23 protein-coding genes are annotated in these 23,716 nt (G+C 47.4%); 12 read left to right on the forward strand and 11 right to left on the reverse strand.

The annotated features are described in order from the left end of the window. A partial coding sequence (locus tag A8990_RS31885) for a group II intron maturase-specific domain-containing protein (RefSeq protein ID WP_342772948.1) occupies nt 1–252 on the forward strand: 252 nt, incomplete at its 5' end. Between the two features lie 422 nt (nt 253–674). Here A8990_RS31885 and A8990_RS26315 read toward each other — a convergent pair. From A8990_RS26315 to A8990_RS26325, 3 genes are all read right to left on the reverse strand, one after another. Beyond that, a complete protein-coding gene (locus A8990_RS26315) occupies nt 675–2,156 on the reverse strand; it encodes an LGFP repeat-containing protein (protein WP_116192014.1) in 1,482 nt (493 codons plus the stop codon). A gap of 109 nt (nt 2,157–2,265) precedes the next feature. Further along, a complete protein-coding gene (locus tag A8990_RS26320; RefSeq protein WP_181909791.1) occupies nt 2,266–2,664 on the reverse strand; it encodes a helix-turn-helix domain-containing protein in 399 nt (132 codons plus the stop codon). A 20-nt stretch (nt 2,665–2,684) separates the two neighbouring features. After that, nucleotides 2,685–3,233, reverse strand: coding sequence for an AraC family ligand binding domain-containing protein (locus A8990_RS26325; RefSeq protein WP_181909792.1), 549 nt, complete (start codon nt 3,231–3,233; stop codon nt 2,685–2,687). A 548-nt stretch (nt 3,234–3,781) separates the two neighbouring features. Between A8990_RS26325 and A8990_RS26330 the strand changes: the two genes are divergently transcribed. Next, nucleotides 3,782–5,521, forward strand: coding sequence for a proline--tRNA ligase (locus tag A8990_RS26330; protein WP_116192017.1), 1,740 nt, complete (start codon nt 3,782–3,784; stop codon nt 5,519–5,521). 36 nt (nt 5,522–5,557) lie between these two features. Then, nucleotides 5,558–6,004 carry a GyrI-like domain-containing protein gene (locus A8990_RS26335; protein WP_116192018.1) on the forward strand — a complete coding sequence of 149 codons (447 nt, stop codon included), beginning with the start codon at nt 5,558–5,560 and terminating at the stop codon, nt 6,002–6,004. On the opposite strand, the gene A8990_RS26340 is transcribed toward A8990_RS26335, so the two are convergent. Next, nucleotides 5,989–6,726: an MgtC/SapB family protein gene (locus A8990_RS26340; RefSeq protein ID WP_245996233.1), complete on the reverse strand. Its 738-nt coding sequence runs from the start codon at nt 6,724–6,726 to the stop codon at nt 5,989–5,991. The two genes, A8990_RS26335 and A8990_RS26340, sit on opposite strands and share 16 nt — an antisense overlap. Nucleotides 6,727–6,869: 143 nt before the next feature. Next, complete coding sequence (gene xerS / locus A8990_RS26345; protein WP_116192058.1) at nt 6,870–7,952, reverse strand: tyrosine recombinase XerS; 1,083 nt, start codon at nt 7,950–7,952, stop codon at nt 6,870–6,872. A gap of 135 nt (nt 7,953–8,087) precedes the next feature. Between xerS and A8990_RS26350 the strand changes: the two genes are divergently transcribed. From A8990_RS26350 to A8990_RS26380, 7 genes are all read left to right on the forward strand, one after another. After that, nucleotides 8,088–9,542: an RCC1 domain-containing protein gene (locus A8990_RS26350; protein WP_116192019.1), complete on the forward strand. Its 1,455-nt coding sequence runs from the start codon at nt 8,088–8,090 to the stop codon at nt 9,540–9,542. A gap of 220 nt (nt 9,543–9,762) precedes the next feature. Continuing rightward, a complete protein-coding gene (locus A8990_RS26355; protein WP_116192020.1) occupies nt 9,763–10,125 on the forward strand; it encodes a GntR family transcriptional regulator in 363 nt (120 codons plus the stop codon). Between the two features lie 5 nt (nt 10,126–10,130). Then, a complete protein-coding gene (locus tag A8990_RS26360) occupies nt 10,131–11,027 on the forward strand; it encodes an ABC transporter ATP-binding protein (protein ID WP_116192021.1) in 897 nt (298 codons plus the stop codon). Continuing rightward, nucleotides 11,027–11,716: a hypothetical protein gene (locus A8990_RS26365; RefSeq protein ID WP_116192022.1), complete on the forward strand. Its 690-nt coding sequence runs from the start codon at nt 11,027–11,029 to the stop codon at nt 11,714–11,716. Before A8990_RS26360 ends, A8990_RS26365 begins: the two co-directional genes overlap by 1 nt. Before the next feature lie 199 nt (nt 11,717–11,915). Further along, entirely contained in the window at nt 11,916–12,536 is a 621-nt protein-coding gene (locus A8990_RS26370; protein ID WP_116192059.1) for a cell wall hydrolase, read from the forward strand. Between the two features lie 258 nt (nt 12,537–12,794). Next, on the forward strand, nt 12,795–14,204 hold the full coding sequence (locus A8990_RS26375; RefSeq protein WP_116192023.1) for an immunoglobulin-like domain-containing protein: 1,410 nt from the start codon (nt 12,795–12,797) through the stop codon (nt 14,202–14,204). Nucleotides 14,205–14,314: 110 nt separating this feature from the next. Continuing rightward, on the forward strand, nt 14,315–14,878 hold the full coding sequence (locus tag A8990_RS26380; RefSeq protein ID WP_116192024.1) for an NUDIX domain-containing protein: 564 nt from the start codon (nt 14,315–14,317) through the stop codon (nt 14,876–14,878). Between the two features lie 145 nt (nt 14,879–15,023). Here A8990_RS26380 and A8990_RS26385 read toward each other — a convergent pair whose 3' ends face one another. After that, nucleotides 15,024–15,509 carry a C40 family peptidase gene (locus A8990_RS26385; protein WP_116192025.1) on the reverse strand — a complete coding sequence of 162 codons (486 nt, stop codon included), beginning with the start codon at nt 15,507–15,509 and terminating at the stop codon, nt 15,024–15,026. 252 nt (nt 15,510–15,761) lie between these two features. Here A8990_RS26385 and msrA point away from each other — a divergent pair, with 252 nt between their 5' ends. After that, nucleotides 15,762–16,751 carry a peptide-methionine (S)-S-oxide reductase MsrA gene (gene msrA / locus A8990_RS26390; protein WP_116192026.1) on the forward strand — a complete coding sequence of 330 codons (990 nt, stop codon included), beginning with the start codon at nt 15,762–15,764 and terminating at the stop codon, nt 16,749–16,751. Between the two features lie 81 nt (nt 16,752–16,832). Here the strand turns inward: msrA and A8990_RS26395 are convergent, their stop codons facing one another. Next, on the reverse strand, nt 16,833–17,249 hold the full coding sequence (locus A8990_RS26395; protein ID WP_116192027.1) for a hypothetical protein: 417 nt from the start codon (nt 17,247–17,249) through the stop codon (nt 16,833–16,835). 182 nt (nt 17,250–17,431) lie between these two features. Between A8990_RS26395 and A8990_RS26400 the strand changes: the two genes are divergently transcribed. After that, the gene (locus A8990_RS26400) at nt 17,432–17,803 is read left to right on the forward strand and encodes a hypothetical protein (RefSeq protein WP_147306875.1); all 372 of its coding nucleotides are present in this window, start codon (nt 17,432–17,434) and stop codon (nt 17,801–17,803) included. Between the two features lie 527 nt (nt 17,804–18,330). On the opposite strand, the gene A8990_RS26405 is transcribed toward A8990_RS26400, so the two are convergent. Genes A8990_RS26405 through A8990_RS26420 form a run of 4 tightly spaced genes read right to left on the reverse strand, consistent with a single transcriptional unit; the run spans nt 18,331 to nt 23,430 of the window. Then, complete coding sequence (locus A8990_RS26405) at nt 18,331–19,818, reverse strand: TniQ family protein (protein ID WP_116192029.1); 1,488 nt, start codon at nt 19,816–19,818, stop codon at nt 18,331–18,333. 1 nt (nt 19,819) lies between these two features. Then, nucleotides 19,820–20,797 (reverse strand): ATP-binding protein, encoded by a 978-nt coding sequence (locus tag A8990_RS26410; protein WP_116192030.1) that lies wholly within the window; start codon nt 20,795–20,797, stop codon nt 19,820–19,822. Between the two features lie 13 nt (nt 20,798–20,810). Beyond that, nucleotides 20,811–22,790, reverse strand: coding sequence for a hypothetical protein (locus tag A8990_RS26415; RefSeq protein WP_116192031.1), 1,980 nt, complete (start codon nt 22,788–22,790; stop codon nt 20,811–20,813). After that, complete coding sequence (locus tag A8990_RS26420) at nt 22,783–23,430, reverse strand: TnsA endonuclease N-terminal domain-containing protein (protein WP_116192032.1); 648 nt, start codon at nt 23,428–23,430, stop codon at nt 22,783–22,785. The genes A8990_RS26415 and A8990_RS26420 overlap by 8 nt, the downstream gene beginning before the upstream one ends. Nucleotides 23,431–23,716 lie beyond the last annotated feature (286 nt).

Consider the following 23,716-nt stretch of genomic DNA (forward strand, 5'->3'; position numbering starts at 1 on the left):
CACTGCGAACGATTCGATCAATGGATACGCCGAAGACTTCGAATGTGTCTGTGGAAGCAATGGAAACGGGTACGCACCCGGATCCGCGAGCTTCGAGCACTTGGCGTACCAAAATGGGCGAGTCTGATCATGGCGAATTCAAGGCGTGGTGCATGGGAAATGTCCCGAAACACAAACAACGCCCTTCCGACTTCCTATTGGGAAGTGAAAGGGCTGAAGAGTATGCTTTCTCGTTATTTGGAGCTTTGTTAACCTTTTGGAACCGCCGTATGCGGACCCGCATGTACGGTGGTGTGAGAGGACGGAGGCTAGCCGCCTCCTCCTACTCGATTCGATGATGCCTTGTGTTCGTGGGCTATGTTGGATAAATCCATCATGGAAACGCAATTTGGGCGGAAACGGCATGCTATGTTGCAAAAATCTCAAAAATCCACTCATTTTTGCTCAACACCCCCTAATTAGGCTTTTTTAACTCCAAATGAATGGAAAAATCCATTATAGCAGCATATTTGCCCTAATATCTGGAGATTAGAGTGGATAAATCCATTATAGCAATGGGGTCCTAGGTGATCCGGAGGCCAAGCAAAATCAGCTGGACTCTTTACTAACAGAAAGGAGCTATCCCGCACCGGGACAGCTCCTTTCCCGTTCCCTTTTCCTTTCCTAATCGCCATTCAGTGTACAACAACGCCGTTCGTCGGATCCCACGTCAAGTAGCCGCCTTGGAAATTCTGCCGTGTTCCTGCGCCATAAGCGAACTCATCGCCGGTCGGGAACTGGAGATAAGAGTGGTTCGAGCCTTGCAGATAGGTCTCCCAGAACCCGCTCCGGACCTGGAACGTACCGCTCGCGCTCGTCATGATGCAGCTAGCGCCAATACTGCCGCCGTCGTAATCCTGCACATAACCGTAATCCCAATAGTGAACATAAGCGCTGCCGCCGTTATCATATGGCGAGCCGTTCGTTGCCATGCCGCCGTGAGCATTGAAGTAGTTCAGAATATTGGTGTTCGTCGTGCCATTCGATAACTTGCCTTCATAGGCGCTTGCGTTCCGGTAATTCGTCCAACCGGTCTTTTTGTCCGAGGAGCCGAAGCCTGTCGTCTTGAAGATGCCATATTTCAAATCCGGCTCATCCTGCAAATAGAACCATACCGCAGTTTGCACATACGGTGATGCTTTCATCACGTTGTAGGCCGACGTGATGTTGGATGCTTGAACCGATTCGGACACCTCATCTGTCGTCCAGCCGATCTCGGTCATGAATATTTTCTTCGTCGTACCTGAGCCTTCATATGCCGCATAAGCGTCATGAATGTAGTTGATATAGTTGTTCAGCTGCGTCGTATTCACCGCTCCGCCTTGGTCGATATAGACGTGCTGACCAATGTGATCGAGCGGGTAAGAGCCGGTGTGGTCGTGAATCCAATTCCAGCTGCCGACTGCCGTGCCTTCGTAATAGGTATCGCTGATATAGTCAGCACCTGCGCTGCCCGACGAGTAGCCAGCGATATCATGGCCGAATACGCCGCCGCTGATGACCTGGACATCGTAGTTGTTGTAGTACTTCATCTGCGTATATACGTGACCAAGCATCGCGGCAAAGTTCGACGGATAGATATACGAGCATCCCGTATACACGCCTGGGGAAGGGTTAGAGCCCCAACAGTTCGGCTCATTCCAAACTTCCCAGTACTTAATGACCCCGTCATAATGACCCGCTACACGACCGGCCATATAGCCGAATGCATCGATAAAGTCGTTATAGCCATTGCCGCTGACGTTATTTTCCGCGTTGTTCTCGGTCCAATCGCTCTGCGTGCCTGGCCATGATTCGTTCGAGAGCAGGCCGATAACCTGGAGCCCTTTGCTGCGCAGTCGGTTCACTATCGTATCGTATGTGTTATAGAAGGCTGTCGTATCTGAGGTATACGGACCTAAGCGGAAGTTGAGCCGAACGAAGCCCGCTCCGCTGTCTGCAAGCTCCTGCGCAACTTGATCTGTGATGAGGATGTTGCCTGAATCGTCAATAGGACGGCCAAACTGAAGCCCTTGCGGTCCTGCGGCCGCGGCTTGCTTCACCCCTGAGAAGGCAAATGCGGTAAGCATTACTACGGCAATCAACATCGCGACCGACCATCGTTTGACTTGAACCATTCATCAAACCACCTTTCGAATGATTGTTACACCGAAATGCGCCTTCATTCGTAATTGTAAAAGGGTTTGGCGGATCTGCGTACTGGACATTCAGGACGCGGTCTTGGCACTAGTGAAAGAGCTCGCGAGTGCTTAGATGCTTGGAAGGAGCGGAATCCTCTGATGCTGGCGTATATTTTTCGGACAGGATTCGAATTTCACTTGGCGGATAACCGTAGACGCGTTTGAATAACTGGCTTAAATAGCTGCCGTCCGCGTAGCCGATTTCTTTCGCGATACATTTTAAGGAGTAGTCGGTGTGGCGAAGCAGGTGAATAGCACGGTTCATGCGGATATCGGTGAGATACTGATTGATCGTTCTGCCGGTAATGAGCTTGAACATACGGCCGAGATGACGAGCGCTGAAGTGAGCGTGATCGGCGACATGCTCGAGGGAAATCGGATGCTGGTAGTTATCTTCGAGGAAGAGAATCGAATCTTGTATAATCTCGTAGCCGGGTTCTTTCACAGGAATGATGTATGTCGCTTTCAGCTGCGAACCTCCGAGAGCCCTTGCTGAAGCAACAATATCTCGGCGATGAGGCAGCGAATGAGGGAGTAATGTCCGACATACGAATTATTGGCTTCCTTCGCGCAGGCAAAGAAGAGAGGAATAGCGCCAAATTGATCGTGGACTGCACCATTCACCGGTGTGCTTAGAATCGTGAGCAGCTGCCTTGCTTCTTGCTGGGAAGCGAAATAGGCGATCGCATCGATCTCGAACTGACATTGCAGGCAAAGCTCTGCCATCGGCTCAGTCTTGTCCGTCAATTGGGTATGAACGACCTCGGGTCCAGTTAAGTACAGCATGCCTGCTTCCACGTTGAATGGAGTGTTTCCCATACTACCGAAGCCTTTGTCTTCCGTAATAAAATGAAACTCATACGAGGAATGCTTATGAGGCGGCGCATACCAATTCGGTCCAGGCGGTACATAATTCAGCTTCATCACGTCCACATGTAATGCGCCAATTGAGAGTGCGAGCGATAAGCTCTCCAGTTTATGAAAATGCTGCTTCAGTTCATGTTCATATGACATGGCATCCTCCTTTGGGGTGGGAAGTTTGGGGTGGAAAGCGTTTTCAAGAGTGTACATGGACCACATTCGCTATCGTTGCTCAAAATTCCTCTGGAATGGGCTGGAAGCTGCTTGTGATTCCAATTTTATACAGCTAGGTAAATTAGTTTACATAACATAAAATATGTTAACAAATAGAATCGGAGGCATCTGACCGTTGACTTCTCTTGCAACTTGTTGTAATTTATTTCTCAACAAACTTCAACGACATTGATCAAGGATACGCGCTTTAGACGTTGACTGCGTCCAGAGAGGAAGCTCTTAGGCTGAGAGGCTTCCCGCAGCAGCTAGAGTTGCCCGACCTTGTAGTCGCTGCAAGGAACTTGCATTCGTATTTGCAGCCGGGTCTTCCCGTTATCAAGAGCAAAAGAGTCTTATTCGCACGATCAGAACAAGAACGGTTCGGTGCGAACAGGCTGAATTTTGGGTGGTACCACGAGAGCGCGCACTCGTCCCTTAACCAGGGATGGGTGCGCGCTTATTTATCTGGTGGAGGGGACCCGTATCCGATGAGACAAAAGCAAGCATTCATTCCAACGATGAGAGAAATACCAGCAGACGCCGAAGCGATCAGTCATCAGCTGCTTGTGAAGGGCGGCTATATCCGCCAGCTGTCGGCAGGAGTCTACTCGTTCCTGCCGCTTGGCCGCCGCGTGCTGCGGAAGATCGAAGCGATTGTGCGCGAGGAGATCGACCGCACTGGCGCGCAAGAGGTGCTGCTGCCGGCATTGCAGCCTGCTGAGCTGTGGCAGCAATCCGGCCGCTACGAAGTATACGGACCGGAGCTTGTCCGGCTGCAGGACCGCGGCGGACGCGAGTTTGCGCTTGGCCCAACGCACGAGGAGGTCATTACGCAGCTCGTGGCACAAGAGATATCAACGTACAGGAAGCTTCCGGTGACGCTCTATCAGGTGCAGACGAAGTTCCGCGACGAGCGCCGTCCGCGCTTTGGCCTGCTGCGCTGCAAGGAGTTCGTGATGAAGGATGCCTACTCCTTCGATACGGATCGGGAAGGGCTTGATAAGACGTATCGCTCGATGTATGACGCGTATCATCGGATCTTTGAACGTTGCGGCCTGCAATTCCGCGCAGTAGAAGCGGACGCCGGTTCGATCGGCGGCGAAGGCGGCACGCATGAGTTCATGGCGATTGCCGAATCCGGTGAAGACGATGTCGTTACGTGCAGCTGCTGCAATTATGCGGCGAATATGGAGAAGGCGGTAAGCCGCGAATCGATGGAGCTGGCTTCAGATGAGCGTCGCATTTCCGCTGTCACGCGTGAAACAGCCGCACCTCAGCAATTCCACACGCCAGGCATGCGGTCCATTGAAGAGCTGATCGAAGGGCTTGGCGTCAGCGGTGCCGAGCTGATTAAGACGCTGATTTATGTGGCAGATGGCAAGCCGGTTGCCGTACTTGTACGCGGTGATCACAGCATCAACGAGACGAAAGTGAAAAATGCGCTCGATGCGATTACGCTTGAACTTGCGGATAGCGAGACCGTCAAACGCGTCACAGGAGCCGGAACAGGCTTCGCAGGTCCTGTTGGTCTGACAGTGCCAATTCTTGTCGACTACGCCGTGAGCATCCTGCCTAGCGCGATCTCCGGTGCTAATGTGACGGACTATCACAGCCGCAATGTTGTGCCAGGACGTGATTTTGCACTCACGCAAGTTGGGGACTTCCGGAACGTGCAGGAAGGCGATTCATGCCCGAACTGTGCAGACGGCAAGCTTGCGATTATCCGCGGCATTGAGATTGGGCATGTCTTCAAGCTGGGAACGAAGTACAGCGAGAAGCTTGGCGCACAATTCGTGAACGCGGCAGGCGAGACCCATCCAATCATTATGGGCTGCTACGGAATCGGGGTCAGCCGCCTGCTCTCAGCCATCATAGAGCAAAATAACGATGACAGCGGCATGATGTGGCCAGCAACCGTTGCGCCATATGCGGTGCACCTCATCCCGGTTGCGCATCAGGATGCCGCGCAGATGGAAGCAGCTGAGCGCTTGTATGCTGAGCTGACTGGAGCTGGCATCGAAGTGCTCCTTGATGACCGAGAAGAACGACTCGGCGTGAAGCTGAAGGATAGCGACTTGATCGGGATCCCGCTTCGTGTCGTCATCGGGAAGGGGATCGCGGAAGGCAAGGTCGAATGGAAGGAACGCAGCAGCAACTCGCCTGCTGTCCAAATCGCAATCGATGAAGTGCTAGCTTCCGTTCAAACCCATATTGTACAATCATCGTAGTATTGTATCCGATTGAGAGGGGCGTGCTAGAAGCGAATGCAGGACGTACAATTGATCCGCGAGCCGAGAACGTTCGTGATTTACGGGGTATCGAAGAAGCACCAGCAAGGGACAAGCTACAGCAGCGATGTACGAGAGCTTATGGATCAGCTGTGGGGCGAGATCGGTGCGAAGAAGCTGCCGCATCTCGGCATCAACCATATGATCTATGGGCGTGACGATGAGGTGATTGCCGGTGTGGAATTAAAGCCGGAAGCGGCGGAGATCGCGCACAACCTGAGGGCATTCAATGTTACACTCAGCTCGTACGCTTACTGCAAGCATATCGGTCCCTATGATCGCCTCTGCGACGCCTATGATCGTATTCATGCCGCAGCCGCCGAAGCAGGCTTGAAAGCTGCTCATCCAGGAGTCGAGGTATACGGCCATTGGGATGAAGATACATCCAAGCTCGAGACGGAAATCTATCAATCGGTTGAATAAATCAAAAAGACCGCTTTTCCCTCAATTGGGATTGGCGGTCTTTCACGTCTTTCAATTACTATTGAACTTCTACAACAGTCACTGAAGGGACGTCTTGGATGAGTATGATCAAGTGTTCCATCTCGAAATTCTGGGGGAGCTTGACGGTAATATCTAAACCCACTTCGGATGTCGCTTCTCGTTTCTCGGTATGAAACTGTAAAGATGGTTATCTCTTTCTCTTTAAGAAAATTCAGAACAACGTTTACAGCGTCGTTCTCATTACTCATTCGTATGGATAACTGTTCTGTCTTAGGAGACGTTAACCAATGAATTTTGCTATGCAGCAGCTTTTGGGCGATCATCATAAGAATAGTCGTGCCAATACCCATGATATAAAGATCAGCACCGATCGCCATGCCTATTCCAGCAGACAACCATATTCCAGCTGCCGTTGTGAGCCCTTTTATCGTATGGCGCTGCATGAATATCATTCCGGCTCCAAGAAATCCAACACCGCTTACAACTTGGGCAGCAATACGTGATGGATCGAGAGCGATCCCGCTCTTGTCTGTCATATCTCCAAATCCATACTTCGATATTAACATCATCAGTGCCGCTCCAGCCGCCACAACAAAGTGGGTTCGTATACCTGCTTCTTTCATTCTGTTTTTACGCTCAAATCCAATCACTGCTCCGCAAATGCCCGCCAAAACGACACGTAGTAATAATCCATACTCCATATCAACCACCTCACTTTTCGCATGCCCTTATTAAACTTACGACAAAAGCGAGCAAAGAAAACAACAAATACGAAGAAAATGGAAAGAAGCCTCGAAACGATTGAGAACAAACGTTCGCGGCTCCTGTTTTTTAGCATTTTAACCTAAGCTTCCTTCTGGCGGTCGATCGCTTCAGCCATCGTCTTGTCTGTCAGATGCGCATAGATCTGCGTGGTCTCAGGCGACGCATGACCTAATTGCTCTTGCGTCTTATATAGGTCGTTACGCAAGTAGTAATCCGTCGCAAACGAATGGCGCAGCTTATGTACCGACAGATAAGGCTTGCCGAACCGCTTCGCATACTTGATGACCATCTCTTGAATGGCGCGCTTGGTCATTCGTGCGCCTTCCTTCTTGCCATTGGCAATGGCGAGGAAAAGCGCTTTTTCCCGCTTCGGCGCTTTGTACTGCGAATCCCGCTGCGCCAGATAGAGCTGCAGGTCTCGAATTGCCTCTTGGCGGAAGTAGACGGGCGTCTTGAACGTATCGTCGTTCTTGCCTTTGCGGTACACGTAGAGCAGCCGCTTCTTGATATCGAGATCATCCACGTTCAAATTGAACACTTCCGATACCCGAAGTCCGGAATTGAGAATAAGACTGACAATCGTCGTATCTCTCGTCCGATTGTTCTGGTAGGAGTAGAGCGCCTGCTTGTTCGTCGCCATCTCTGTGCCATAATCCTCGTTTATGTAGCGAATAAACTCGTCGATCTCCTGCTCCTGCAGCAGCTTCCCTTCCAGCTTGGCGGCCGTATCCTTCGGCTTCGCCGTCCGTTTGATCGAAACCTTCGCCATCACATTCCGCTTCAGAAGCGGGTAGAAGTTCTCATCCTCGGCAATTTGGCTCAAGTAATGAAAGAGCGAACGAAGCGAGGACAGCTTGCGGGAGATGGTCGTTCTGCCGTTAGCCCCGTCTGGACGCGTCATAAGGTGCATTTTGAACGTATCGATACTGTCCATATGGAGCTTCTCCAGCTCTTCCAACGTGACGTCGCGGATCGTCGGTCCTGCGGCTAATCCTTCGACAATAAGCCAAGATAAGAACGTATCGTAATCGCGAACATATTCGAGCAGCGAGGATGGGGACAGATCCGGCAGCTTGTAGCCGATAAACTTCTCAATATACCAAGGCATCGTCGGTGTTCTGCGATCGAGCTCCTGACGATCCTTTACTTTAATGATGTTCACGCGCATCCCGCCTTTCTAACGCTAACTTGTATAGCTTTATTGTAATCATGAACCGCAATCGTGCGCAACATTCGTATGGATCTAGGCGTTTAAGAAGTATCGATTATTTCAAAAGATAGAAGGGGAGTACGAATCATGAGACGTTACCGGATAAGCCGCTTGAGCAAGCAAACCATGATTGCTCTGATTATGGCAGTCAGTCTGTTTGCAGGTACAGTTCCGAGTTTCGCTAACTCGCCTGTGCCTTCCGAGAGGCCTGTATTTACTCAAATCATCGCAGGCACGTTCTACTCGGCTGCACTGCGCAGTGATGGAACGGTATGGACATGGGGACGGAACCTATGGTCGGAGCTGGGGATACAAGAGAATATGGTATCTACTTCTGTTGCTGCGCCTGTGCGTTTGACTGGATTGTCGGACATCGTGTCGATCTCGACGAGCGGAAGCGGGTACCAACTGGCCGTTAAGAATGACGGTACTGTATGGGAGTGGGGCAACTCGCTTGATAATTTGAAAAAAGGAATTCTGCCAAGGCAGGTAAAACCGCTGAGCAGGTTGAGCAAAGTGGCTGCAGGCGCTAAGTTCGGGTTCGGACTTCTTTCTGATGGCACGGTTTGGACATGGCCGCGAAGCAAGGAGCCTTCTGCAGGCGGTGCTGCTGCTACTGTACAGCCTATGCAAATAACGAGAAATTCTGACGTGTTGTCGTTATATGCATCAGGCGATACGGTCTATCTGTATAAGTCGGACGGTACCGTCTGGACTATCACCGCTTCCCTCGATACTGCAGGTGAGGTCCGGCTGACAGCACCTGTACGGCTTAAAGATTTTCCTACACTTACGCAGTGTACGGATATTGGTTACGCGCAAGCTTGTATTGACGCTAACGGTAAGGCTTGGCTGAAGAACATGACGGAAGGCGCGAATCCGAAGCCGGTCCCTTTTCATCCGGAGTTGAAAGTAAAATCTATTAGTTCCTACATGTTTGGTAAGGCTCTGCTTCTCACGCAAAGCGGCGATGTGTATAGCTTTGATATGCTGAACAAGGCCGATAAGGGGAAGAAGATCCTCTTCGCGAAACCGATTAAGACGATCGCTGCCGGTTCCTATCATCTCCTGGCGCTCGATGCTCAAGGGCGAATTTACGGCTGGGGCGCGGACAACTGGAATGAGACTGGCGGACCTGCCGTGTCGCCGGATCATATGGTTTATGCGCCAATGGAGATTAGGCGAGATATTACGATACTGTCTAACGGCAAGCCCTTAGCAACCGTGTTCCCGGCTATTCTTGCTGGCGGCTCGATCTCCGTTCCACTTAAGGATACGCTTCGCAGTCTTGGCGGCGATTATACGGTTACGGTGAATGGCAACGCGCAGTGGGTGAGTACCATCAGCTATAAGGGTAAGCAATACGTGGTGCAATATAAAGACGCTGAGGTGCTGCTGAATGGCGCAGCAACCGGTGTGTCGCTTCCCGCAAACTTCGGCTCAACCTCAGGCGTCACGATGCTTCAATGCGCTGTGCTTAAGCAGATCGGCATCAGCTGTACGTGGAATTCACAGACTGGCGTACTCAGTATTTCAGGATAGGATTGCTTCATCAGCTCGAATAGTTCGAATAGAGCAATTAGACCGATAAAGCCGCACTCTCACAAGGGAGTGCGGCTTTTTGCCGTGCCGTTCTGGAGCGGGAAATGAGCGTTTCGGATGGGCATCCGTGGAATTATGATTTCATATGTTGACTTCCATACCACGTTACTTGTATAGTTAGTTACATAAGTAACTAACCAAAGTGGTGGTGCAACAGACGATGGCTAATCAAATCGACGACAGTCGTCCCATCTTCGTGCAAATTGCCGAACGAATCGAGGATGACATCATCGGAGGCGGCTTGCCCGAAGAAACGCAGGTCCCTTCAACGAACCAATTTGCCGCTTTCTACGGTATTAATCCAGCTACGGCGGCCAAAGGCGTCAACATGCTCGTGGATGAGCAAATTCTGTACAAGAAACGAGGAATCGGCATGTTTGTAGCAGCTGGCGCCAAAGAGAAGCTGATGGATAAGCGGAAGGAACAATTTTACGAGCAGTACGTGGTCACGATGATCCGGGAAGCCGAGAAGCTCGGCATCACGGCAGAGCAATTGACGGAAATGATTCATAAGAGAGGGTGAGTGCAATGAGTACGAAAGTGGTAGAAGCAATCCATTTAAGCAAGTCGTACGGCACAGTGAAAGCCGTGGACGATGTCAGTCTCACGATAGAAGCGAACAAGATCTACGGATTGCTTGGTCGTAACGGAGCGGGTAAGACGACAATCATGCATATGATTACGGCGCAGCTGTTCAAGACGAGCGGCGAGCTCCGTGTCTTCAGTGAAGAACCGTATGAGAATAACAATGTGCTTCGCCAAGTTTGCTTTATCAAAGAAAGCCAGAAGTATCCGGATGCATTCCGCGTGAATGACGTGCTCGCAAGCGCAGCGTTATTTTTCCCAAATTGGGATGCTGGTTATGCGCTTGAGCTGCTTGAAGAGTTCCGCGTTCCATTGAAACGTCGGATGAAGAAGCTATCGAGAGGTATGCTCTCGGCTGTCGGCATCGTAATCGGGCTTGCAAGCCGAGCACCGCTGACCATCTTCGACGAACCGTATCTCGGGCTTGATGCGGTGGCAAGAAGCTTGTTCTACGATCGCCTCATGGAGGATTATGCGCTGTATCCACGGACTGTCATTCTATCGACGCACTTGATCGATGAAGTGAGCCGGCTGCTTGAGCATATTATCGTCATTGATGGCGGCAAACTGCTGCTTGATGAGGAAGCGGATCTGCTTCGCGGCAGAGCGTATACAGTGACTGGACCAGCGGCGAAAGTAGATTCATTCGTTAGCGGGAAGAAGGTCATTCACGAAGAGCTCCTTGGCGGCTTCAAGTCGGCCTCGATTTATGAGAGCCTTATTGCGAGCGAACAGCGGAAGGCGGAGTCGTTAGGGCTTGATTTTGCACCCGTAACGATTCAACAGCTCATTGTTTATTTAACGAATAACAGCAAATCACGCAAGGAGGCTGTCGTCTAATGCATCCTGTACAAGGCGTTGTCAAAATGTATATGAGAGAGAAGATGGGATGGGTCCTTCTCCCGTGGATTATTCTCGGATCAAGCTTCTTCATCAACTTGTTTATCGCTGCACTCATGCCAATGGATGAGCATCTCACGACAGGCGGCATTGCCTCAATCTTTGTCTACATGGGGGTTATCGGCATTCTGTCGATGTCGCAGACATTCCCGTTCGCGCTCGGGTTAAGCGTTCGGCGCAAAGATTTCTTCGCAGGCACCATCCTGATGGCTGTCATGGTGAGTCTCTTCACTTCAATCGTGCTCTATCTTCTGTCCTATATTGAAGGCTTCGGCTTGGTAGGGTGGGGCGTGCAGCTGTATTTCTTCCACTTGCCTTATCTAAGCGAAGGCAATGTAGCGGAGCAAATTCTCGTATTCTTCTCGATCTCACTGTGTTTGTTCGTCACCGGGTTTACGATTGGCTGCTTCTTCCGCCGGTTCGGCAAGATTGGAATGACAACTCTTGCGATCGTCAGCATCGGAGGCGGAACATTGCTCTCCTACATGGCGACTTATTTCGACTGGTGGGTTACGATTGGGCATTATTTGGCGGATCTAACGGCTGTGAATATGGCGTACACGCTGCTGCCAATTTCGGTTGTTCTAGGCTTTATCGCCTATCTCTTGCTGCGCAGAGCGACAGCATAGCAAGAGACTGCCCAGCAAGTGACTGCTGGCTCAATCTGTCAAAATGAGAGCAGAATGAGAGATTTTTTAGATGATTAGAATTTCCCCTTAAAACGGATGGCAGGCGTTGAACATGCTACAATCAGCCACATACCAAACGTTATGAGGGGAATGAAGCATCTTGATCAAACAGAAAAAGTTGGCGGCGCTGGCATTCGTCATGCTTATAACGGGAGGCTTGTGTTTATCGGAACAAGCACCTGTATCAGCAGCAGCTGCCCCAATACTCAAACAAGGCAGCCAAAGCAATGATGTGGCGGATTTGCAATTCCGTCTGCAGACGCTCGGCTACTATAAAGACACAATTACGACCAAATATGGGATGACCACTCGCAGTGCGGTCATTAATTTTCAGAAAGCAAATGGCATCAAAGGGGATGGAATCGCCGGTCCAGAAACGTGGAGGAAGCTGAAGAAGCTCTCGGTCAACAAGCCTGAGCTCTCGAAGCTGGCCCGCATCATCTATTCAGAAGCGCGTGGAGAGGTGTATAAAGGCCAGGTGGCGGTTGGCGCAGTCGTTATGAATCGTCTGAAGTCGCCGCTGTTCCCGAAGACGGTCACTGACGTTATCTTCGAGCCTTTCGCATTCACCGCTGTAGCGGATGGTCAGTACTGGCTCATCCCGAATAATTCAGCGTTCCTGGCCGCGAAGGATGCGGTCCGCGGATGGGATCCGACGAAGAATGCGCTCTATTATTACAATCCAACAACTGCGAAGTCGAAGTGGATCTTGACGCGTAAAGTAACGACGAAGATCGGCAGACACGTGTTCGCCATATAGCTGGAAAATGTTGAACCGCCCTCGGGCGGTTTTTTTTATTTTGCGCCGCAACCTTATGTTGGGGATACGCGTTTGAAGTGTAAGGAGAACGCAATAACGGGATTCAGCAGAGGAAGCAATGATTGAACTTAGGTGGATTTACATTTAACACCATTAAACACAAATATTTCTATTTTACCCCGGAAAATCGTCACAAGCCGCCGAAACGTATCTATAGTGGAGCGTTTTCACTAATTTATGGTGTTGGGAGAGAGGCACATGAAGAAGTGGGCAGTGGTCATGCTCGTCCTATCGATGTTTGTATTTGCAAGCAGCACCGCTCTAGCACATGGGAACGATCATAGGGACGACTGGAACAAGAATCAGCTGCAGTCATGTAATGAGGTTGTCGCAAGCTTGAATGCTACGCTTGCCAAGGTAAAGAATGATTGGACGCGCGCTGTACTGAAGCGAATGATCGCGAATTTCAAAGCAGAATGTTCGCAAGGCAGCAGCAATAATGGCAGCAAGAACGATTCAAACATTGTAAACGCCGATAAATCTGCGCTCGGAATTACTTATCTCGGCAATGATAATGCAGGATCGGTTACACTGCCGGTTATTTTACCAAGAACGGGCAAGAACGGCTCCAGCATCAGTTGGGTATCGAGCAATCCAAGCATCATCTCGAACGACGGATTAACGATTCACCGCGCAACGAACGTCGATATTGCCGTAGATTTAACGGCGGTCATCAAGTATAACAGTGCATCGGTTAGCAAGACGTTCCGTGTCATCGTCAGAGCCAATCTGCCGCAAATGACGGACGTGGAGCGCGTGCAGAGGGATTCAGCAGCTCTTACTATCAAGTTCGGCGGATCTGACACCATTAACAGTGTAACGCAGCCTCTCGCAGAGCTGCCGTCCAGAGGCGTGAACGGTTCTACGATCAAATGGACTTCCATGCTGCCAACAGTCATCTCGAATGATGGCAAAACCGTCGTCAGACCGAATTATGGATCGGGTAATGCTGTTGTGGTGCTCACGGCTGATATTAAATCCGGCACTTACGGCGAAACCAAAATATTCGTGCTCACGGTGAAAGAAGGACTTCCGGATGCACAGCGCGTGGCGGCGGATAAAGCTGCGCTGCAAATTACATTCGGCGGTTCCGACAACATTGATCGTGTCACAAGACCGGTAACATTGCCTGCTGTCGGTCCGAATGGCTCGACGATCAAATGGACGACGAGCGCAGCTAACATTTTGTCGGCTGACGGTAAGACGATCCATCGCCCAGCAGCTGGCGGAGCTGACGCTATCGTGTTGTTGCAAGCGATTATCTCCAGTGGTTCCTCCACGGATGTGAAGATATTCTTGCTGAAGGTCAAGCCGGAATTTTCAAGTTCCGATATGGTGGCAGCGGATAAAACGGACCTCGCGATCGGCTATAAGGACGGCGACAGCTCCTCCTACGTTACAGGAGCGCTCACACTGCCAACAAGCGGTTACTACGGCAGCAAAATCGTCTGGTACTCGAGCAATCCATCGTTGATCACAGATAACGGAACATTGCTTTATCGTCCATCGAGCGGCCAAAGCGATGTGACTGTAACGCTAACAGCTTTCATCAGCAATGGCAGCTCGGGCGATATTAAGACGTTCACGGTGAATGTCAAACACCTGTAAGTTCGGTTGATGGAATAGAAGTTGTTGAACTCTGCACTACTCGGCGCTATGATAAACAAAACAGCATTCTCATTCTTCTATTCTAATTCGAACCGGGAGACTTGTAGGCGATGGAGATTAATTATTGTATGACTTGCGGCGCTCCTCTTACGGTGCGTGACGTGGACGGTACACCTCGTAAAGCGTGTACGGCAGAAGGTTGTAGTTTTGTGCATTGGGGCAATTATAGCGTCGGTGTCGGCGCGCTGGTTGTAAGGCAGGAGAAGGTACTTCTCGTTCGCCGGGCTCAGGAGCCTGGCAAAGGCTTCTGGACGAATCCAGGCGGCTATATCGAGCAGCATGAGCTCATTCATGAGACGATTGTCCGCGAGGTGAAGGAAGAAGCCGGCATCGATGCGAAGGTTCGCAGTGTCGTTGCTGTGCGCGACTATCCCCGCAACATCCATAACGTATACATCGCGTTCGCGATGGACTATGTTGGCGGCGAACCGGTTCCGGATGGCGTCGAGGTTGACTCAGCCGGCTTCTACAGCCTTCAAGAGATGGAATCCATGAATGTCGCTGGCTTTACGAAATGGCTGGTGGACGTTGCACTGCACCGGGGAGGTGCTGGTCTTACGGAGGATCGCGAACCGATCGTGAAGTTTGACGGGTACGGACTGTTCCGGGTTTAATTGTACAAGTGGAATGAAAAAAGAGCTGGAATTGAAACAAGTGCCGATTGTAACGATCGCACAAATTTCATACAGCTCTTTTTTCTTTCGTTGTTGTATGCGCTTGCTCTTGATGTAAGGGTTCGTGCTAGTGGTAGGAGTTGCATTAGCTGATAACTCTTCTTGCTGTTACGTAAGCTTTCTTCCAATAGCTTGAATTCAGGTCCGAGATTTCAACGCCGTTGTTCGCGCTGTGAAGGATCTTATTGTTGCCCGCGTAAATTGCAACGTGGCTGATGCTCGATCCATTCGTATTGAAGAATACCAGATCACCCATGCTCAGATAACCTTTTGGCACTTTCGTTCCTTTTGACGCCTGATCAAAAGATGTACGAGGAAGCTTGATATCGAAGTTATCGTATACATATTGCGTAAAGGATGAGCAATCGAAGGCGTTCGTCATAAAAGGGACTGCACCGTATAGATATGGCGTGCCTATGTACTTCTCACCGTAGGAGATTAGCTCCTTGGTTTTCTCTGTTGCGGCGTGCGCATGTGTTGCTGAGCTAACTGCTAGTGCTCCGAATCCGATCGTGGCGCAAAGGCTCACACTCAGGACGCTCTTGAGTAAACGTTTGTTATTCCATTCCATCTGTTTAATCCCTCCAGCTTCTGCAAGGTGCCATTTGTCATTAACCACTATAACATATGAAAAAACGCCCACAATTTACCATTAGGAGTCGAAAGCTGGCAATTTCAACGGTTCTCTTGTTTTATGAGATTTACATGAGAAATTTCTCATGAAAACCGTGAGAAAGATGAGAAGCTGTCGATTTGGAAAGATCGGGCAGCATGAGGTATGATAGCGTTATAGAAACTTCCAGTGGGAAAGGTGATTAGACGTATGCGTGAGGATGAGAATCAAGTTAAAAGTGACGGAGTAGATAGTCGTTTCGAGCAAGCGACCTTCGCCGGCGGATGCTTCTGGTGTATGGTAAAGCCATTCGATGAACAGCCTGGTATCGAGAGCGTAGTATCTGGTTATATGGGCGGACATACGGTGAATCCGACCTATCAGGAAGTATGCTCGGAGACGACGGGACATGCGGAAGTCGTGCAAATTACGTTCGATCCGGCGATTTTCCCATATGAAAAGCTGCTTGAAGTGTACTGGCGGCAAATCGATCCGACCGATGCCGGCGGTCAGTTCCATGATCGCGGAAGCTCGTATCGGAGCGCAATCTTCTTTCATTCCGAGGAGCAGCGTATTGCCGCTGAGCGTTCGAAGGCAGAATTAGCGGCTAGCGGCCGTTTCGATAAGCCAATTGCTACGGAGATTGTGCCGGCAGCGCCATTCTACCCGGCAGAAGATTACCACCAGGATTATCATCATAAGAATCCGCTGCGTTACCGGATGTATCGCCAAGGTTCCGGCCGGGATGCTTTTATCGCGCAGCATTGGAATACGTCGAAGGACCGCGAATCGAGACGAAGCGCGCTCACGCCGATTCAATATGAGGTCACGCAAAATAACGGCACGGAGCCGCCATTTGCCAATGAATATTGGGATTTCAATGGGGAAGGCATTTATGTCGATATCGTCTCCGGCGAACCGCTATTCAGCTCTGCGGACAAATTCGACTCGCATTGCGGTTGGCCAAGCTTCACGAAGCCGATTATCGGCTCTAATGTGAAAGAGAAGCAGGATCTGACCCATGGCATGATTCGAATGGAAGTACGGAGTGTTGCAGCGGATTCTCATCTCGGCCATGTATTCGATGACGGACCGGGACCGACGCGGTTAAGATATTGTATCAACTCCGCTGCTCTTCGGTTTATTCCGAAGGAAGAGATGGAGAAAGAGGGATACGGGTATTACTTGAAGAGTCTTTAAGGTCGGAATGTGAAGGGACCGTGGAGCTGTGCTCCACGGTCCCTTTTTGTTGTCATTCATAAATCTCCATACTCGGAATGACTATTCCTTGTCGATTGTAGTGATTGTGTCTTCTTTGTACTCGAACTTCACTTTCGTGCCGGCTTCCCATTTGGCTACCTTGTCAGCGATCTCAGCGCTTGCTTTATAGGAAAGCGCGCCAACGCCAGTTTCGATATCGATCGTCTTGTCCGCATTGATTCCGTTAAATACGCCGGACATTACAGTTGGCGCGTTGTCTTCGGAAACAGCTTCGTCAGTCGAAGCAGCGTTGTTCGCTGCAGCCGAATCGTTCGTAGAAGCGGAATTGTTAGCCGCATTAGTAGATTCCGTCGCACTCGTCGAAGCATTAGCAGCGTTCTCATTCGCGTTGTTACTCTTGCCGCAGGCCGTGCCAATAATCGCCATGGAGAGAACAACTGCAATGATGGACAGGTTTTTTACAAGATTGTTTTTCATGATTTTCACCTCCAGACGGTTAAACGCCTAAGGAGTTGGGAAAGTTTCGCTTCGCAATGTTAAGAATATGTAAATCCGATAGAGTAGCACAACTCACGCAAGTGTAGTGTTGCCGTGACATGAAGACAGGTGGGGCTCCATATATTTCTGTGAGACGTCATCTAACGGAGATGAAGCTGATCATGAGGAAGAAGAATAATAGCGGAAGAAATAAGACAACAACGAAGATAAGTAAACCTGAAGCATGGAATTTTCAATCGGCGCCTAACTTGCATCCGATGAAGGTGACGATTAATTTGCACAAGCCAGGCACAGCGCCAGGTTATATTTTTGTGTCGCCATATATAACTACGGAAACGCTTTCATGGCAAGTGCGAGCAGGCGATTCGCCAGAAAATATGAATGTCGTCGCTAGTGGCGTTCCACGTAAAGGATTCGAGACGGTTATTGATGTGCCGGCTGAAGGTCCGTATTTTCAGGTGCAAGCGCTGGATGTGTCAAGTCATGTGATTGGAACGTCTCGAATTATTCGTGCTTATGAGGATGATGAGTGATTGAATGATTGAATGAGGAAATGAACATTTGGTTAACATAATATTAATTATGTAACTCAAAAGCAAAAATATGAAAAGATCCTGAGTTGTTAGATATTCAAGATCGTTTGGGCTGAACTGAACTAAGTATCAGGTTATCAGGATCTAAATTCTAAGGATCTGAATTATAAGGATCTAAATTATAGGGATCTAAATTATAGGGATTCTAACGAAGCTGTGAGTTAGGATTTTAAATTGAGCAATAAAAGTAAAAATAAACAAAACAACAGATTTAAAGATTGTTAGAAAGTCTTATACACTACTTTTTCACAAAACCCGTATTTTATACATATGTCTATTTGTAGATTAAACCCCTTTTTATATAAATAAGTTTTTGTCGGTTGACAAGAACTTGATGTCATAAATGACAAGAACTTTACCTCATTATCGGGCTCGGGCTAGCTGCCACGTTTATCATTCATCAGATTCAGATTCACAAGAAAAACCATCGCAGTATAAGCGATGGTTTTTTTACTATCGAATATCGACTATATTCTAAGCCTAGACACATATCGATTCACGTATTCAGATAATTGTTTATTTTCGGTTGATGGATTTTCATAAACCTTCATGGCCATGCCCATTGGCGTAAATGTACGCATTTGACGATATTCTTTTCGGAATCGTTTAGTACTGGATATACATTTCATGTCTTTGTTGAATATTCGTTGATTTGTCTCATGTGACATCGCTACTTCTACTTCTTGTATAAATCTAATCTCATAGCTATGTCTAAAGACAATCATCGGTTGACTAAGCTCCATCATTTTATTTATCTCAGTCCATGATGGGACTCGTATAGCTGCGGCACTTTCCTTTGCTATCGACAGCCACTGGTGGAAGTAATTCAAGCAAAATTCTATAGTGTAACGGTTTAAAACCATACGTGTTAATCCAGGGGTATCACTCACCTCCAAGTTAATTTGAGCCGATAACCTATCTCTTAGGTCCACAAGCGTTTCTTCAATAAGCTGTGTAACGAAGTTTCTACTTCCAGATTTGCTTGCTGGAAATTGATGATCCTTCTTCGATGTGATATAAAAATGCTGAGCATTGAGTATTGACTGCCTCCAAAAAATATACGCATAAGCGTATGGGCAAATAGGTGGAAACTCCCCTTTTTTTAACTTACGCAATTCTTGCAGCACTCTTATGCAATTATGATGCTTACATAACAACTTATTTCTTATATACTTGTCAATTGATTTAAAACATTGCTTATTTTCTTCGTACAGCTCTTTGGTTAGTTGTATGTCCGAATTCTGTCTTGAAGTTTTGTGCTGATGAACTTGAGATGTGAATCTGCACTCTCTGTAGAAAGTACTTATTTCTGCAGAATTAGGATTAAAGAGTAAACGATCGTTGATTCCCCATTTCTTATCTCCCCGTTCAATCCAATCTTTAACACATTCATCCGTAATCTGAAATGTGTATTTCCAGGTAGACCATTGAGATCCAGCAAAGTCCGCCAGTTTATTTCCACATTTGCACGTAAAAGGGTTTCCCAGACTCGTATCACTAATTAAGAAAGGAATACTTTTATTACATGTTGGGCACTGCGTGATCAGTTCAGTCATATGTATGGGGCAGCGTTTAATAAGTGAAAACTGGTGTAGCCAACTATGATACCCAACACTCATGCATTGCCTACACCAGCGTAATGATTTAGGAAACCAAGTTTCTTCATGATCATTATAGTATCCAATGGGCATTAACAATTTTGTTATCGCTATCTCGTTTTGCCTTATGATATCCACATAAAGATTTTGTTCCAGTGAAACTGGATCAAAACCACTTAATCGGAAAAGTTCCCTCCTGCTGTCTCCGATGGTTGTGCCTCTTATCTTTTTCACCTCTACAGAGCCGAATAAGCGCAGCACTTCTTTCCGTGTCACCAGATTAGCAAAACATACTTTTTCAAATATTGACCACGGTGTTTCCAATAGATTAATCCATTCACTGTTCCAAATAATCATCCTATATCACCGGTTTAGCGACAGCCATGTAGATTTCGGATTCAATATACCCGGAGCGTTCAATGGCTTCTCTCCACTGCTCCATAGAAAGCCATTCACAACACCCTCCATTGGCACCATTTATCTTTAATGCATTTTCAACTGTGAAAGCAACATATTCCATGGGTATTTCAATTTTACTACCCGAGAGCCCAAACTCTTCCCTCACATCAAGAAAGAGATTAAACAATTTACTGGAAAAATGGGCAAGTCTCCCTCCAGAATCAAACGTGTTCGGAAAATAGAACCTGGTGTAGTACCATCCACTCTCTAATGGATATTCTGCTTCGTCGTAGCTCTGTAATACGTACTCCATTTCCTCTATATCTGTTACACCACGAAACTTATATTCTGACGGCATAAATCTCCCGACAATATGTGATTTTGAGTTAGCAAGAAAGAAGGATCTACGGTTCACCAACTGTTCCTGGCCAATGGTTATTGTAATCATACGTATTTTTCTTCGGATCAGTTGATTGTATATATCGATTAAACAATCATACTGCCACTCCGTAAGCTTTTGACCTTCGTCCATGATAACCACAACTCTTCGGCCAGGAGCATGTTCCGCGCTTTCATGCAATATGTTTACAATCTGATTCCGAAGAATTAACTCGTCCTTCTTCCCTTCAAAACTAAATTCAAAGTCAGTGAGCATGTCTCGATAAAACTTTTCTGCCGAAGGTACTTTATAGCTTTTACTGTCCGCAACAAAGACAGGAATAGGTGTATTCAGCAATTCCGGTAGGTAGTTTACAGCAAATGTAGTAGCTTTCGTCTTCCCTAGCCTTGGTCGACCATAAACCATTAATCCTGGAGCGCCGTCAGAGATAACTTGGACAAGCTTATCCATTAGTCGATTAATTTGAAGAGTGGGCAAAATATATTGCCCTTGTTCAATTGGATGTGTGCCTACTGGAATCATTGGCCTAATTATCATTCAGCATTTTCACCTACCAGCGAGTTATTGTTTTAAATCGACGATGGGAAGTCGGAGTATTAGCTTTCGCAGTTTGAAGCTTAGCTTGTTGCTCCCTTGCTTTTTCTAATGCGCTAATACTCGCTTGTTCTGCTGCAAGAGATTCGTCGAGATCTGAGTTCTTCTCCTCTTCCCTTTTCTTCATAACCTGTTTTGTTTTCGCAATATGGTTAGCTACCCTTTTCTTCTTGGTCTTTGCTTGTGTCAACAAATACTCGTGGTAAACAAAGATGGGGTCATCCCATTGCGTGAAGTGAATTAATTTTTTTCTTTTCAATATGTTTATTGCTTTCCTCATTTGCAATGAATGAGGAGTTAGGCACCACTTTCCTGCAGCAACAAGTAATCCAAACTCGCTTCCATCTGGAAGATACGCTCTAATCGTACGAAGATCATCCACATTAACATGTAATGACAATTTCGTGTTAAGCAAATGGGCTGAATTCGCCAGTAGATCGTTTCGATATTCAACACCCATGTACTCGATGTACGGTCTCTTGCCTGATTTATGACTTCCACGTACTGTTCTTGGCTGCTCGACTTGTGTGAATACAAACTCTGACCGTTTAGTTTCGCTTAACAATCTAGGAATCATCCCTTTATTAAGTCTTTGTTCTAAGGCTTCAAGTGGCGAGTTATAAAACAATGAACCGTGTGGAGTACCATTATAGTTGGCAACAACAACATCGAGAATTTCTTCAAGATGTTCGAAGGTCATCTCGTAGCGCATAGCCATTTTTTCTGGTTCTTTCCGTCGGGGATCCTCTGGATGGCTGCCGGTTGTATTAACCATCCGTTGCATGCTGCTCGAGGTCAGTGTCTGATGGAATCGCTCAATATGAGGACGTCGCATTGGTTTATCAACGGCACCTAGACAAGTTGCACATCCAATTAAGTTCCGAAGTCTTTCCCGAACCATTTCAGCAAGATGTGATTTTGCATTATCAAAATGTATAACATCCCACACTGCCCACTCAATGTCTTTAAAGCGCTCTGATGGATAACCTCCTGTTGGTTGGTATGAAAGTCCGTGAATAGTCAGATTCATTTTTTGAACGGGCATTACTGCCTTCTTCGCGGCGATCATTACATCAGTTGCGTTATATTCTTTGTTGAGAGAGATGTGTGGTCTCCCGATAATGTTATCAGTCGCACGATCAATAAAGCTTAGGACCCAAAGTCTATCCAATGTAAGTACAGCATCGTCACCCTCCAACGTTTTAATGGTAATAACCCATATTCCATCAAATCTGTGGCCATCAAATTCCACATCTTGATATGGTGTAATGGTTCGAGGATAATTTTGTTGACCTATTCCTGAGTTCTTCGCTTTTTGTTCAGCATCATGGCCATAACGAGAAGACGCTTTACCGAAATGTTTATCTCTTAAATTCTCTAAGTGACGACATAAGGCTCTGTAGCCCAAATGTTCAGTGTTAAACGGGTATTCACTTCGCGGAATTTCCAACTCCTTACACTTGTCTACAAACTTTTTATGAATGTATTTTGGCCGCATTACGGGTTCCGAAAGTTTCTTCCTACCAAAGAATAAGTTTTCGATTTCATCACTTATTTTTGGATGCTTCTCCAGTAGTAAAGCAAACTCACCCGTTTTTCTAGATTCATTAAACTTTCGTGAGCGCGGATTTAGTTCATATGGCTTTAACTTTTTGTTCGGAATCAGTCCTCTGTAACCCCAAGGGACACCATACGGATCATACGATATACACCTTGTATATAGACGAATCAAATTCTTGCGGTCCACGCCGGTTAAATTGTAGATCTCTGCCTGACTTTTTTCATTTTCGACATAATGGTCTATTGCTTCCTTACGTTTCAAATAAACAGCCTTGGCTTCTGCAGTGAGCAGATTTGTATCCACTTGTAGCCATAAATCTCGGTTAAGCTGAGCGAGAGTAAGGTCTCCTTTATCAATAATTTTCGATCTACTCACGTAGCCACACCTCGGTCTCCTTGCAGAGTATTGATTCGTCAATGTTAAGAAGCACTTCACCACGATAAAATAGCCAGAAACATGCCTCCAATATTATTGGATATGGAGTAGAAGTTATCTCTGATAATGCTTGGAGAGACAATTTGTCATGTCTGACGAACTTTATTAGATGGGATGCTACACTGGGTACTGGATTGTTTTTTACAAAGGATAATATTTTCAGACGATTTTCTAAACCTTTGTAGCTACTTCTTAGAGATCTGTCCGTCATGATTTCGTAAATGATTCCATTCTCTAAGCAGTATTGGCGCTGCGCTTCAATTTGACGAACTGTTCTGTAGTTACGCGGATCATCGGAAAGTAATTCAGACTCATACTTGACCTCGCGGTAAACTACCCTTCCATCTCGATATTTAATCAGCATATCGAAAATAGTTGTATGCAATTCACCATCTAATAAATATGGAATCTCGGGATATTGCTCGCAATAGGTTTCAACTTCCCAACTCGTTTCAACTCGAACGAAGTTGTCAAATTCTAAGTCACTATATAGCGTTACATCCCGATCCACTTTTGGACCAAGTGAGTTCCAATAGTTATTTCCGTATTTCGAGCTTCTTGGCATAATAATTGGTTTCATAGTAACCCTCCAAGCATATTTGATGTTCTCTGTATCACATTCATTTTGAACATGATGTTTTACTTCCCGCTGCTCTGCTTATTTTCTCAGCTGTTTTTGATCAATGGATTTAAAGTACTCATGCACTTGGTCAAGGAGAGGCTTGTGAAAACGGTTGAAAGCTTTCCTGATTTGAAGTGAATGTGGAGTCGCAGCCCATCTTCCATTAGCAGTTAAATGACCAAACCAACTCCCATCTGGTAAGAATGCCGCTATTGTCCTTAGATCCTCAGTATTGATTTGCAGT

The organism is Paenibacillus taihuensis (assembly GCF_003386535.1).
Classification (GTDB): domain Bacteria; phylum Bacillota; class Bacilli; order Paenibacillales; family Paenibacillaceae; genus Paenibacillus_Z; species Paenibacillus_Z taihuensis.

Excerpts from the sequence above, each read along its gene's own strand:
- A8990_RS26315 (WP_116192014.1), bottom strand. The coding sequence starts at position 2,156 with ATGGTTCAAGTCAAACGATGGTCGGTCGCGATGTTGATTGCCGTAGTA.
- A8990_RS26325 (WP_181909792.1), bottom strand. The coding sequence starts at position 3,233 with ATGTCATATGAACATGAACTGAAGCAGCATTTTCATAAACTGGAGAGC.
- A8990_RS26330 (WP_116192017.1), top strand. The coding sequence starts at position 3,782 with ATGAGACAAAAGCAAGCATTCATTCCAACGATGAGAGAAATACCAGCA.
- A8990_RS26335 (WP_116192018.1), top strand. The coding sequence starts at position 5,558 with ATGCAGGACGTACAATTGATCCGCGAGCCGAGAACGTTCGTGATTTAC.
- A8990_RS26340 (WP_245996233.1), bottom strand. The coding sequence starts at position 6,726 with ATGGAGTATGGATTATTACTACGTGTCGTTTTGGCGGGCATTTGCGGA.
- A8990_RS26350 (WP_116192019.1), top strand. The coding sequence starts at position 8,088 with ATGAGACGTTACCGGATAAGCCGCTTGAGCAAGCAAACCATGATTGCT.
- A8990_RS26355 (WP_116192020.1), top strand. The coding sequence starts at position 9,763 with ATGGCTAATCAAATCGACGACAGTCGTCCCATCTTCGTGCAAATTGCC.
- A8990_RS26360 (WP_116192021.1), top strand. The coding sequence starts at position 10,131 with ATGAGTACGAAAGTGGTAGAAGCAATCCATTTAAGCAAGTCGTACGGC.
- A8990_RS26365 (WP_116192022.1), top strand. The coding sequence starts at position 11,027 with ATGCATCCTGTACAAGGCGTTGTCAAAATGTATATGAGAGAGAAGATG.
- A8990_RS26370 (WP_116192059.1), top strand. The coding sequence starts at position 11,916 with ATGCTTATAACGGGAGGCTTGTGTTTATCGGAACAAGCACCTGTATCA.
- A8990_RS26375 (WP_116192023.1), top strand. The coding sequence starts at position 12,795 with ATGAAGAAGTGGGCAGTGGTCATGCTCGTCCTATCGATGTTTGTATTT.
- A8990_RS26380 (WP_116192024.1), top strand. The coding sequence starts at position 14,315 with ATGGAGATTAATTATTGTATGACTTGCGGCGCTCCTCTTACGGTGCGT.
- A8990_RS26385 (WP_116192025.1), bottom strand. The coding sequence starts at position 15,509 with ATGGAATGGAATAACAAACGTTTACTCAAGAGCGTCCTGAGTGTGAGC.
- msrA (WP_116192026.1), top strand. The coding sequence starts at position 15,762 with ATGCGTGAGGATGAGAATCAAGTTAAAAGTGACGGAGTAGATAGTCGT.
- A8990_RS26395 (WP_116192027.1), bottom strand. The coding sequence starts at position 17,249 with ATGAAAAACAATCTTGTAAAAAACCTGTCCATCATTGCAGTTGTTCTC.
- A8990_RS26400 (WP_147306875.1), top strand. The coding sequence starts at position 17,432 with ATGAGGAAGAAGAATAATAGCGGAAGAAATAAGACAACAACGAAGATA.
- A8990_RS26405 (WP_116192029.1), bottom strand. The coding sequence starts at position 19,818 with ATGATTATTTGGAACAGTGAATGGATTAATCTATTGGAAACACCGTGG.
- A8990_RS26410 (WP_116192030.1), bottom strand. The coding sequence starts at position 20,797 with ATGATAATTAGGCCAATGATTCCAGTAGGCACACATCCAATTGAACAA.
- A8990_RS26420 (WP_116192032.1), bottom strand. The coding sequence starts at position 23,430 with ATGAAACCAATTATTATGCCAAGAAGCTCGAAATACGGAAATAACTAT.